Source organism: Azospirillum sp. UFLA03-27, assembly GCF_059803775.1.
Window position 1 is genome coordinate 19,336 of sequence record NZ_JAUQTX010000056.1, and the last position, 10,766, is coordinate 30,101.

Consider the following 10,766-nt stretch of genomic DNA (forward strand, 5'->3'; position numbering starts at 1 on the left):
CGCGTCGAGCGGCCCTTACTCCCCGACGGTGGGGTCGGCCGGCGCGCGGAAGGGCGGTCGGGTGTCGCCCCCGTCCGCCGTCCAGTCCCCCGCAAGGGCCTGCCAGCAGGCGAGCGCCGCGACCACCGCCGTGTCGGCCCGGAGAATGCGGGGCCCCAGGCCGACGGGAACAACAAAGGGGAGTTTGCAAATTTCGTCAAGTTCGGACTGCGCAAAGCCGCCCTCCGGCCCGATCAGGAAGGCGGCGGGGCCGCGCGGACGGCCGCGGACGGCCTCCGCGATGGGGCGTACGTTCCCGGCTTCGGCGCACAGGTACAGCGTACGTTCGGCCGGCCAGCCGGCCAGCGCCTTGTCCAGCGGCAGCGGGTCGGCCATCTCCGGCACGGTCAGCCGCTCCGACTGCTCGGCGGCCTCGATGGCGTTGGCGCGCAGCCGGTCGGTGTTGACGCGGTTGGGGTCGGTGCGGCGGGTGAAGACCGGCCACAGCCGCGACACGCCCAGCTCGCTGGCCTTCTCCGCGACGAAATCAATGCGCCCGCGCTTGATCGGGGCGAACAGCAGCCAGAGGTCGGGCCCGGCCGCCTGAGGACGCCGCTGCACCGTCACGGTGAGCGAGCACCAGCCCTTGCCGAAGCCGTCGATGGCGGCCAGCCATTCGCCGTCCTGCCCGTTGAAGACGGCCACGACATCGCCCTTGTCGAGCCGCAGGACATGGCGCAGGAAATGCGCCCGCTCATGGTCGAGCCCCACCGCCTGCCCCTCGCCGAGGGGGCTGTCCACATAGAGGCGGGTCTTCGGTTGGTCTGACATGGCGCAAAGGTCTCCGGTGTGCGGCGCCGACTATAGCGATAACGCTCCGGGGCGGAAACGGCCCAGCCTTGCGGGGACCCACCCCCGCCGCTACCTTGCCCCCGGCTTCTTCCACTTCTCTTCCCGAGTCCGCCATGACCAGCCCTGCCTCCCCCGCTCCCGGCGCATTCACCGACATCCGGCGCGGCGATTGGATCGACCGCTTCGCCCCGGCGGCGGTCCGTCCCTATCTGCGGCTGGCCCGGCTGGACCGGCCCATCGGCACGTGGCTGCTGCTGTTTCCCGGCTGGTGGAGCATCGCGCTGGCCGGGTCGGGGCCGCTGCCCGACCTCTGGCTGATGGGCCTGTTCGCGGTCGGCGCGGTGGTGATGCGCGGGGCCGGCTGCACGGTCAACGACATCCTCGACCGCGACTTCGACGCCATGGTGGAGCGCACGCGGACCCGCCCTATTCCCTCCGGGCAGGTGTCGGTGAAACAGGCGCTGGCCTTCCTCGCCGTCCAGCTCCTGATCGGGCTGGCGGTGCTGGTGCAGTTCAACCCGCTGACCATCGGGCTGGGAGTGCTGTCGCTGGTCCTGGTCTTCACCTACCCGCTGATGAAGCGCATCACCTGGTGGCCGCAGGCCTTCCTGGGGCTGACCTTCAACTGGGGCGCCCTGATGGGCTGGACTGCGGTGCGAGGCGAGTTCGAGTGGCCGGCGCTGGCCCTCTACGCCGCGGGGATCGTCTGGACGCTGGGCTACGACACCATCTACGCCCACCAGGACAAGGAGGACGACGCGCGAATCGGCGTAAAGTCCACCGCCCTGCGGCTGGGCGACCAGAGCAAGATCTGGATCTACGGCTTCTACACGCTGACCTTCGTGGGGATCGGCATCGCCGGGCGTCTGGCCGGGCTGGGCGGGCTGTTCCTGCCGCTGCTCTCGCTGGCCGCGCTGCAACTGTCCTGGCAGGTGGCGACCTGGAACCCCGACGATCAGACGGATTGCCTGAAGAAGTTCAAGTCGAACCGCTGGTTCGGCTGGCTGGTGCTGGCGGCCTTCCTGGCCGGAAAGATCTAGGCGGCCGGGGACTTGGAGGGAGCTTAGCGCGTCAGCTCGGCGACGGTGCTGTCGGCGGAGCCCGGCTTGCGCGGCGGCAGGACCGCACGGACGCCCTCGGTAGAGGCCACCATCTCGACACTCTTCCGGGAAGCCGGCAGGGTCGGCTTGCGGGCCGGCAGCACGGCAGCGGTCTGGAGCGGCGGAACCGTCTTCGCGGCGGCGCCCTTGCCGGAGAGGGTGAGGGACGCGGTCAACACCTGCGGCTTGCGGCCCGGAACGGCAACGGCCTGCCCCTTCAGCGAGGCCTCCATCAGGCGCGGCCCGGCGGCGGGCTTGGGCGTGGCGCGGCCCTGCGGAGCCACGGCGAAGGTGCTGCCGATGCCGGCACCCCGGGCGTCGGCCTGACGGATCTCCGCCTCCTCGCCCTCCGGCAGGATGAAGCCATAGGTGGTGTAGACGCGCAGGCCGAGCTGGTCCGACGGCTCGTGCCAGACGCGGACGGCGGACCAATCGTTGCGCGGCGACACGTCGACCACACGCATGTTGCGGCGCAGACCGCGGCCGTCGAGCCAGGAGTGATCGACCTCGATGGTGCGGCGGTCGACAATGTGGCTGACCAGGGAAACGTGGCCGCGGCCCAGCCGCTGCGACCGCTTGAAGACGAGGACGGAGCCTAGGGTCGGACGCTGGTCGCGCTCATATTGTTGATTGGCGGCGGTGTTCCACCACGTCCAGGCATCGCCCCGGATGTCGAAATCCGATATGGAGCGCACCGTGCGGACGCAATCCCCGTCCTGGGCCTGGGCTTTGGATATGACAAACGGGCTGAGAGCGATGAACGCCGCGAACGATGCGCAGAGTGCAATCCCTTTCGACCGCATATCAACCCCATGACCTTTGTTTTTCTCCTTTCGAACGGGTAACACGGGACAGCAGGTGTGTCTACTCCGTTTGAATTATGTAACCAAAACCGGTTGTGGATAGATCATCCACGCCCGCGCAGCCCCCGCCGGGAGTCCAGTTATGAACAACTTTTCTCAAATCGACTTCATCCGTTCCAACACGGTCGTAACACGGACTCCTTTGCTGCCCGAGATCGCGCTGCATCTGGCGACGGAAATCACACCGCTGTGGGAAGCTACCGAGGATTCTTTGAAAGAGTCCAATGTACCGCCGCCCTATTGGGCCTTTGCTTGGCCGGGCGGTCAGGCGGTGGCGCGGCTCGTGCTCGACCGGCCGGAGCTGGTGGCGGGCAAGTCGGTGCTGGATTTCGCCGCCGGCACTGGGCTGGTCGGCATCGCCGCGATGATGGCCGGGGCGGCGCGCGTGCAGTCCTGCGACATCGACCGCTTCGCCCTGGCCGCCATCGCCCTGAACGCCGAGTCCAACGGAGTCGATGTGAAGGCGGTCAGCGCCGATCTGGTGGACCGCCCCCTGCCCGGCATCGACGTCGTTCTGGCGGGCGACGTCTGCTACGAGAAGCCGATGGCCGACCGGGTGACCGCCTGGCTGCGCGGAATCGCCGCAACCGGCACGCTGGTCCTGCTGGGCGATCCGGGCCGCGCCTATGTCCCGCTCAGCGGAATCGAGCGGGTCGCGCAGTACAGCGTCCCGACCTCCCTGGAACTGGAGGACCGCGAGATGCGCGAAACGGTGATCTGGCGCCTGCTGCCGGAGGCCTGAGCATGACCACGACCGCCCCGCGCAAGGGCGCCACCCGGATGGCCGACATCCCGCCGGAGGTGCTGGCCGACCTGAACGCGGGCCGACGCGAGACCGCCACGCTGGCCGAATCGCTCGCCATCGATTTCACCATCCTGCTCGCCGCCGCCGTTCCGGAAGCCGCGGGCGCCGTGTCCTTCGACCCGAAGGAGGGCGTGACCCGGCGCATGGCGGCGGCGGGAAGCGCGGCCGTCGAGCGCCTGGGCCTGGGAGCCGTGGAGCGGCTGGCTGCCCACCCATCCGACACGGTGCGCGGCTGGGCCTGCTACGCGTTGGCGGCGGCCCCCGGCCTGACTTTGGCGGAGCGGCTGGAGCGCATCCGCCCGCTCGCCGACGACCCGCATTTCGGCGTGCGCGAATGGGCGTGGCTGGCGCTGCGCCCGCACATCGCCGCCGCCATCGACGAGGCGCTGGCTCTCCTCACGCCGTGGACCGCCGAGCCGTCGGAGCGGCTGCGCCGCTTCGCCAGCGAGGCCACCCGGCCCCGCGGCGTCTGGTGCGGCCACATCGGCGCGCTGAAGACCGACCCGGCGCGCGGCCTGCCGGTCCTCGACCCGCTGCGGGCGGACGGCGCGCGTTACGTCCAGGACTCGGTCGCCAACTGGCTGAACGACGCGGCGAAGAGCCAGCCCGGCTGGGTACAGTCCCTCTGCGCCCGCTGGGAGACGGACAGTCCCGCCCCGGACGCCACCCGCTGCATCGTCCGCCGCGCCCTGCGCAGCGTGAAGGAACCCGCGTGAGGCGGCACCTCACCCCTTGACGCGGCGCTCTCCAGGCCGATGCTAAGCGCCCCTACCCCTTGATCCGCCCCCATCGCATCCGAACGGACCCTCGACCATGCCCTACACCTCGTTGCGCGACTTCATCGACCGGCTGGAGAAGGCCGGGCGGCTGGTGGTGGTCCGGGAGCCGGTGTCCACGGCGCTGGAGATGACCGAGATCCAAACCCGCCTGCTCGCCGAAGGCGGCCCGGCGGTGCTGTTCGAGAACGTCATCAAGGCCGACGGCACCCGCTCGGAGATGCCGGTGCTGGTCAACCTGTTCGGCACGGTGGAGCGCGTCGCCTGGGGCATGGACCGTGAGCCGCATGAGTTGCGCGGCGTCGGCGAGACGCTGGCCTTCCTGAAGCAGCCGGAGCCGCCGGGCGGCTTCCGCGAGGCGATGGAGCTGATCCCGCTCGCCAAGACCGTGCTGTCGATGAAGCCGAAGACCGTCGGCTCCGCCCCCTGCCAGGAGGTGGTGCTGACCGGCGACCAGATCGACCTCAGCCGCCTGCCGGTGCAGAGCTGCTGGCCGGGCGAGCCGGCGCCGCTGATCACCTGGCCGCTGGTCGTCACCAAGGGGCCAACGGCCAAGCGCGAGGACGACTTCAACCTCGGCATCTACCGGATGCAGGTGCTGGGGAAGAACAAGACGATCATGCGCTGGCTGAAGCACCGCGGCGGCGCGCAGCACCATCACCGCTGGGCCGCCCACCAGAACAAATTGGGCGGCAAGCGCGAGCCGCTGCCCTGCGCGGTGGTCCTCGGCGCCGATCCCGGCACCATCCTGGCCGCCGTCACGCCGGTGCCGGACACGCTGTCGGAATACCAGTTCGCCGGGCTGCTGCGCGGCAAGAAGGTCGAGCTGGTGGACTGCAAGACCGTGCCGCTGAAGGTACCCGCCCAGGCCGAGATCATCCTGGAAGGCCATGTCAGCCTGGACGAATACGCCGACGAGGGGCCCTACGGCGACCACACCGGCTATTACAACTCGGTCGAGCCCTTCCCGGTCTTCACCGTCACGGCGATGACCATGCGGCGCAATCCGATCTACCTGTCCACCTTCACCGGCCGCCCACCCGACGAGCCGTCGGTGCTGGGCGAGGCGCTGAACGAGGTCTTCATCCCCCTGCTGACCCAGCAATTTCCGGAGATCGTGGATTTCTGGCTGCCGCCGGAAGGCTGCTCCTACCGGATCGCTGTGGTCAGCATGAAGAAGGCCTATCCCGGCCACGCCAAGCGGGTGATGATGGGCGTCTGGTCCTTCCTGCGCCAGTTCATGTACACGAAATGGGTGATCGTCGTGGACGACGATATCGACGCGCGAAACTGGAAGGACGTGATGTGGGCGATGAGCACCCGCATGGACCCGGCCCGCGACATCACCGTGATCGAGGGCACCCCCATCGACTATCTGGACTTCGCCAGCCCCGAGTCGGGCCTGGGCGGCAAGGTCGGGCTGGACGCCACCAACAAGTGGCCGCCGGAGACCAAGCGCGAGTGGGGCCAGAAGATCCGCATGGACCAGGGCGTGGTCGACGAGGTGTCGCGCAAATGGGCGTCCTACGGTCTTCCGGGCAGCGGGACCCCGATCTGGAAGTGAGGCGTTAAGGGACGTCCCGCCTTTTCCAAGGAGTCCCGCCATGCCCAGCGACGCCGCCCATCCCCTCGCCAGCCCCATCGCCACCGTCCGCCTGATCTTCAGCGACGGCGGCGAAACCGCCGGGGACCTGTCGGTGGCCGAACGGGCGGGAAGCAACCTGTTCGTGGCGTCGGACGAGGGCGCTCAGGTCGTCCATTTGGCGGCCGAGGAAGGCGGCACCGTCTACCGACAGGACGCCGTCTTTTCCTTGGCGGACTTCCTTGCCCTGCCGGAGACCGAACCGGGCAAGGACGAGGCGGACATCGAGGGCATGGCCATCGCCGACGGCTGGCTGTGGGTCACCGGCTCCCACGCGCTGGCCCGCAAGAAGCCGGAGCGCGAGGAGAACAGCGCCGAGACGGCGCTGGAGCGGCTGACCGAGGTGCGTTGCGACCCCAACCGCTTCCTGCTCGGCCGCATCCCCCTGGTCACCGAGGCGGACGGGCGCCTCACCCCGGTCCGCCGCGACGGGAAGCGGACGGCCGGTTGCCTGAAGTTCCGCAAGGGCGGCAACGCGCTGACCAAGGCGCTGGCGGAGGACGAGCATCTGGCCCGCTTCGTCGCGGTTCCCGCCAAGGAGAACGGCTTCGACGTGGAGGGGCTGGCCGCCCATGGCGACCGGGTCTGGCTGGGGCTGCGCGGTCCGGTGCTGCGCGGCTGGGCCTGCATCCTGGAACTGGCGGTGGAGGACCATCCGGACGTCGAGGAACGCCTGCGGCTGCGCCCACTCGGGCCGAACGGCGAGAAGTACCGCAAGCATTTCGTCGATCTGGACGGGCTGGGCATCCGCGAACTGACCTTCGACGGTGAGGATCTGGTGATCCTGGCCGGGCCGACCATGGATCTCGACGGTCCCGTCGCCGTGTGGCGCTGGACCGACGCCCTGTCCGTCACCCACGAAACCGTCATCCCGCGCGACCGGCTGGTTCCTCTGCTGAACCTCCCGTACGGCAAGGGCGACGACCACGCGGAGGGCATCGCCTGCGTCCGCCGCGACGGCGCCCCGCCCGCCCTTCTGGTGGTCTATGACAGCCCGTCCAAGGCCCGCCTTCACGACGCCGGGACCACCGCCGACCTGTTCACCCTGCCCTCCCGCTACGATCCGGCCAACGCCTTCCGGGCGTGAGCTTTTGTTCTCGATCACACAACAATAATTGTATGATTGAGCGGATTATCCCAACTGCGGGCATCGCTATTCTTGGCCTCAGACGACAACGGCCCCGACGCGGGGCACACGCTGAGACAAGGAGACCACGCCATGAACCCCAACACCGCCGCCATCGACAACCGCACCGCCCCCTACGCCGCCTTCCTGATGCGCGTCAGCCTGGGCCTTCTGTTCATCGCCCATGGCCTGATCCTGAAGGTCTTTACCTTCGGCATCGCGGGCACGGTCGGTTACTTCGAGAGCCTCGGCTACCCCGGCCTCTTCGCCTATCTGGTGATCCTCGGCGAGATCGGCGGCGGCCTGCTGCTGGTGGCCGGTGTCTTCACCCGCTGGATTTCGCTGGCCCTGCTGCCGATCATGATCGGCGCGACGCTCCAGCACACCGGCAACGGCTGGGTCTTCTCGGCCCAGGGCGGCGGCTGGGAGTTCCCGGTGTTCTGGACGGTGCTGCTCGGCGTGCAGGCCCTGCTGGGCGACGGCGCCTTCGCCCTGAAGCTGCCGACCGCCGGCCGCAACACCCTTCAGAGCCGGCTGGCCTGACCCTGAAGCGAGCATGACGAGCGGCGCGCGGGCGGGCACCAGCCCCCGCGCGCCGCCGCATTTGTGCGGCGAGCGGACCGGACCTGAGGCGATATGCCCCTTCCTCTTCTTCTCCGGGCTCCCATTTGCTAGACAAGCCGGAGACCTAGCGGAGACCGTAATGCCCGTTTCGACCACCTCGCAACCTGACGTGCTGGCCCTGCTGGACGATCTGATCCGCAAGGCGAAGGGCGCCGGGGCCGACTCCGCCGACGCCGTGCTGTTCGACAGCGCCTCCCTGTCGCTGAGCCAGCGTTTCGGCAAGACGGAGAAGCTGGAGCGGTCCGAGTCGGGCGATCTGGGACTGCGCGTCTTCATCGGCAAGCGGCAGGCCATCGTCTCCTCCACCGACCGCAGCGCCAAGGCGCTGGACGAGCTGGTGGAGCGCGCCGTCGCCATGGCCCGCGTGGTGCCGGAGGACCCCTTCTGCGGCCTCGCCGACCCGGAGCAGATCTACACCACCCTCCCCGACCTCGACGTGTGCGACCCGTCGGAGCCCTCGGCGGAGCTTTTGATCGAACGCGCCCGCATCGCCGAGGAGGCCGCGCTGGCGGTCGAGGGCGTCACCAACTCCGAAGGCGCCGATGCGGGGTGGAGCCGCTCCACCATCGCCATTGCCGCGTCCAACGGCTTCACCGGCAGTTACGGGGTGTCGCGGCAGTCGCTCTCCGCCTCGGTGCTCGCCGGGACGGGCACGGGGATGGAACGCGACTACGACTATGACAGCAAGGTCTACGGCTCCGACCTGCGCGACCCGGCGTCGATCGGGCGCGAGGCCGGCGAACGCGCCATCCGCCGTCTGAACCCGCGCCGGGTCAAGAGCTGCAAGGTGCCGGTGGTGTTCGATCCGCGCGTTTCCCGCGGACTGCTTGGCCACCTGACCGGCTCGATCAGCGGGCCGAGCATCGCGCGGGGCACCAGCTTCCTCAAGGACAAGATGGGGCAGCGGATCTTCGCCGCCGGCATCACCATCGTGGACGACCCGCATGTGAAGCGCGGCCTGCGCTCCCGCCCCTTCGACGCGGAGGGCATCGCCACCACCCGCCGCAACCTGATCGAGGACGGACACCTGACCACGTGGCTGCTCGACCTGCGCTCGGCCCGCCAGCTCGGCCTGTCGACCACCGGCCACGCGGCGCGCGGCACCTCCGGCCCGCCGGGTCCGGCCCCGGCCAACGTCTACATGGCCCCTGGAACCAAGAGCCGCGACGAGCTGCTGGCCGAGATCCCCAACGGCTTCTACGTGACGGAGCTGATGGGCACCGGCGTCAACGGGGTGACCGGCGACTACAGCCGGGGTGCGGCCGGCTATTGGATCGAGAACGGCCAGATCGCCTATCCGGTCACCGAACTGACCATCGCCGGCAATCTGAAGGAGATGTTCCTGAACCTGGAGCCCGCCAGCGACCTGGAACTGCGCTTCGGCATGGACGCCCCGACCATCCGCATCGACGGGCTGACCATCGCCGGCCTGTGATCGCAACGGGAGGCGCCGCAAGGCGCCTCCTCTTCCTGTCAGCGGACCCCCTGTTAACGAACCACGCCGCGGACGATGTCGGCGATGGTGCCGTGGACCGCGTCCAGGATCAGCATGTCCGCGCCGGCCAGGATGCACTCCCAGCCGTTCATGCACACCGGCACCCGCTGGCGCAGATCGACGGGCGCCACCTTTTTGGCGATGCCCGGCGGCAGCGGCTGGCCGCGCGCCAGCTTCTTCGCGATCCCCGGCGGCAGGGCCGTCACCCCGACCGGATGGGCGACGAAATAGTCCCGGATGATCGTCACCTCGCCGCGGGACACCGACCCTCCTGAGGCGCGCCCTTTGGAGTCGTGCCCCCGGGTTTCGTAAGACGGCCCACCCTGCGGCTTGCCATGCCCTCCGCCGGGACCACCGGCCCAGTCGGGCTTGTCCGCCAGCGCTGGGCCGGTGGCCGGACTGGCCATGGACAGCACCGCCAGAAGCGCCAGCGCGACACGCCCACTCCGGCGCCGCCTCCGATCCTTACTCATGATCCGCATTCCCCTGCCTGCCGAAGGTGAGCCACCAGCGCACCCCGCGGCCCTACCCCCATCGGATTAGCCTCAAGCTCCGCCGCTGGCCTGTGGCAAGGGCAGGATATCAGACCGTCACGCTCATCGGTCCGCCGGCGCCGCGAACCGACAGGTTGGGCAGGAAATCCCGGAACAGCGACAGGCTCTTCAGGTCGGACACGTATCCCGTGCCCTCCCCTCCCATCGTCTTTCCACCGATGCTCTTCATCACGTCGGCGGTCTGCGCGTCCTGGGCCTCCAGCGCGTCCTTCAGCACCGAGGCGAGCGCACTGCCGTTGCCCAGCCGCTCCATCGGCGCACCGGTTTCCTTCGTCGTTTTCTCGTAGCTGTACTGGAGTGCCGCCCGCTGCACCGACCAGTTGACCGACTCCTTTTCCTCCTGACTGGCCTCGTCAAGGAACTTCACCCCGGCGCGGTAGGCGGCGGCCTTGTCGGTGCCGAGGGGGTCGGCGGCGTCCATCGCCTGCTTCTGCTGGCGGGCCATGACGGACTGTGCCGCCTGCTGCTCGTTCTTGGAGAAGGTTCCGTCCTTGTTGCTGGCGATGGCGTGGAGGCTGCGCCGGTCGAAGCCGCCGAACAGCCGCTCCACGTCCTTTCCGGTGGGGTCGGAGTAGTTCACCCCCTTGCCTTCCTTCGCCATGGCCGTGTAGGTGGCATCCAGCGAGTCGCGGGCGTCCTGCACGACCTTCGCAAAGCCCTGGAGCCCCGGGGTCTGGCTGGTGGTCAGCACCGTGGTGGGCGGCGGCGGCAGGCCGGCGGCCTCCGCCTCCTCCTTGGCGGAGGGCTCGAGGTCTTTGCCCCCTGGGCGGCTCTTGTCGACCTCACCGCGCCCGATGCCGGGAATGTCCACGTCCGCGGCGTACTGCGCGAGACCATTCGCCCAGAGCTTCCCCTCAAAGCCCAGGTCATGCATTAGAGCCCTTTCAGGGGTTACCGATTCAGAAGGAGTTTACGGCAACTGGGCTGCGTGATTCACCGTCCTCGACGGA

At 69.2% G+C, this 10,766-nt stretch carries 11 protein-coding genes; 7 read left to right on the forward strand and 4 right to left on the reverse strand.

Annotated elements, in window-relative coordinates; all coding sequences use genetic code 11:
- Positions 1-15: 15 nt before the first annotated feature.
- Complete coding sequence (locus Q4I23_RS11205) at positions 16-810, reverse strand: 16S rRNA (uracil(1498)-N(3))-methyltransferase (protein WP_454019342.1); 795 nt, start codon at positions 808-810, stop codon at positions 16-18.
- 134 nt (positions 811-944) lie between these two features.
- Between Q4I23_RS11205 and ubiA the strand changes: the two genes are divergently transcribed.
- Positions 945-1,871, forward strand: coding sequence for a 4-hydroxybenzoate octaprenyltransferase (gene ubiA / locus Q4I23_RS11210; RefSeq protein WP_454019341.1), 927 nt, complete (start codon positions 945-947; stop codon positions 1,869-1,871).
- Positions 1,872-1,894: 23 nt separating this feature from the next.
- Here ubiA and Q4I23_RS11215 read toward each other — a convergent pair whose 3' ends face one another.
- The gene (locus tag Q4I23_RS11215) at positions 1,895-2,626 is read right to left on the reverse strand and encodes a CHAP domain-containing protein (protein ID WP_454019340.1); all 732 of its coding nucleotides are present in this window, start codon (positions 2,624-2,626) and stop codon (positions 1,895-1,897) included.
- A 250-nt stretch (positions 2,627-2,876) separates the two neighbouring features.
- Between Q4I23_RS11215 and Q4I23_RS11220 the strand changes: the two genes are divergently transcribed.
- The 6 genes from Q4I23_RS11220 (at position 2,877) to Q4I23_RS11245 (ending at position 9,202) form a co-directional block, all read left to right on the forward strand.
- Positions 2,877-3,536, forward strand: coding sequence for a class I SAM-dependent methyltransferase (locus Q4I23_RS11220; protein WP_454019339.1), 660 nt, complete (start codon positions 2,877-2,879; stop codon positions 3,534-3,536).
- Between the two features lie 2 nt (positions 3,537-3,538).
- Positions 3,539-4,315 (forward strand): DNA alkylation repair protein, encoded by a 777-nt coding sequence (locus Q4I23_RS11225; RefSeq protein WP_498526294.1) that lies wholly within the window; start codon positions 3,539-3,541, stop codon positions 4,313-4,315.
- 97 nt (positions 4,316-4,412) lie between these two features.
- On the forward strand, positions 4,413-5,939 hold the full coding sequence (locus Q4I23_RS11230) for a UbiD family decarboxylase (protein ID WP_498526295.1): 1,527 nt from the start codon (positions 4,413-4,415) through the stop codon (positions 5,937-5,939).
- Between the two features lie 40 nt (positions 5,940-5,979).
- A complete protein-coding gene (locus tag Q4I23_RS11235; RefSeq protein ID WP_498526296.1) occupies positions 5,980-7,104 on the forward strand; it encodes a DUF3616 domain-containing protein in 1,125 nt (374 codons plus the stop codon).
- 132 nt (positions 7,105-7,236) lie between these two features.
- The gene (locus Q4I23_RS11240; RefSeq protein WP_498526297.1) at positions 7,237-7,686 is read left to right on the forward strand and encodes a DoxX family protein; all 450 of its coding nucleotides are present in this window, start codon (positions 7,237-7,239) and stop codon (positions 7,684-7,686) included.
- A gap of 160 nt (positions 7,687-7,846) precedes the next feature.
- Positions 7,847-9,202, forward strand: a complete 1,356-nt coding sequence (locus tag Q4I23_RS11245) for a TldD/PmbA family protein (RefSeq protein ID WP_454019334.1) — start codon at positions 7,847-7,849, stop codon at positions 9,200-9,202.
- Positions 9,203-9,255: 53 nt separating this feature from the next.
- Here the strand turns inward: Q4I23_RS11245 and Q4I23_RS11250 are convergent, their stop codons facing one another.
- Together Q4I23_RS11250 and Q4I23_RS11255 are read right to left on the reverse strand one after the other, a co-directional pair.
- Entirely contained in the window at positions 9,256-9,735 is a 480-nt protein-coding gene (locus Q4I23_RS11250) for an anti-virulence regulator CigR family protein (protein ID WP_498526298.1), read from the reverse strand.
- 109 nt (positions 9,736-9,844) lie between these two features.
- The gene (locus tag Q4I23_RS11255) at positions 9,845-10,690 is read right to left on the reverse strand and encodes a hypothetical protein (RefSeq protein WP_498526299.1); all 846 of its coding nucleotides are present in this window, start codon (positions 10,688-10,690) and stop codon (positions 9,845-9,847) included.
- Positions 10,691-10,766: the final 76 nt, after the last annotated feature.

Excerpts from the sequence above, each read along its gene's own strand:
- Q4I23_RS11205 (WP_454019342.1), bottom strand. The coding sequence starts at position 810 with ATGTCAGACCAACCGAAGACCCGCCTCTATGTGGACAGCCCCCTCGGC.
- ubiA (WP_454019341.1), top strand. The coding sequence starts at position 945 with ATGACCAGCCCTGCCTCCCCCGCTCCCGGCGCATTCACCGACATCCGG.
- Q4I23_RS11220 (WP_454019339.1), top strand. The coding sequence starts at position 2,877 with ATGAACAACTTTTCTCAAATCGACTTCATCCGTTCCAACACGGTCGTA.
- Q4I23_RS11225 (WP_498526294.1), top strand. The coding sequence starts at position 3,539 with ATGACCACGACCGCCCCGCGCAAGGGCGCCACCCGGATGGCCGACATC.
- Q4I23_RS11230 (WP_498526295.1), top strand. The coding sequence starts at position 4,413 with ATGCCCTACACCTCGTTGCGCGACTTCATCGACCGGCTGGAGAAGGCC.
- Q4I23_RS11235 (WP_498526296.1), top strand. The coding sequence starts at position 5,980 with ATGCCCAGCGACGCCGCCCATCCCCTCGCCAGCCCCATCGCCACCGTC.
- Q4I23_RS11240 (WP_498526297.1), top strand. The coding sequence starts at position 7,237 with ATGAACCCCAACACCGCCGCCATCGACAACCGCACCGCCCCCTACGCC.
- Q4I23_RS11245 (WP_454019334.1), top strand. The coding sequence starts at position 7,847 with ATGCCCGTTTCGACCACCTCGCAACCTGACGTGCTGGCCCTGCTGGAC.
- Q4I23_RS11250 (WP_498526298.1), bottom strand. The coding sequence starts at position 9,735 with ATGAGTAAGGATCGGAGGCGGCGCCGGAGTGGGCGTGTCGCGCTGGCG.
- Q4I23_RS11255 (WP_498526299.1), bottom strand. The coding sequence starts at position 10,690 with ATGCATGACCTGGGCTTTGAGGGGAAGCTCTGGGCGAATGGTCTCGCG.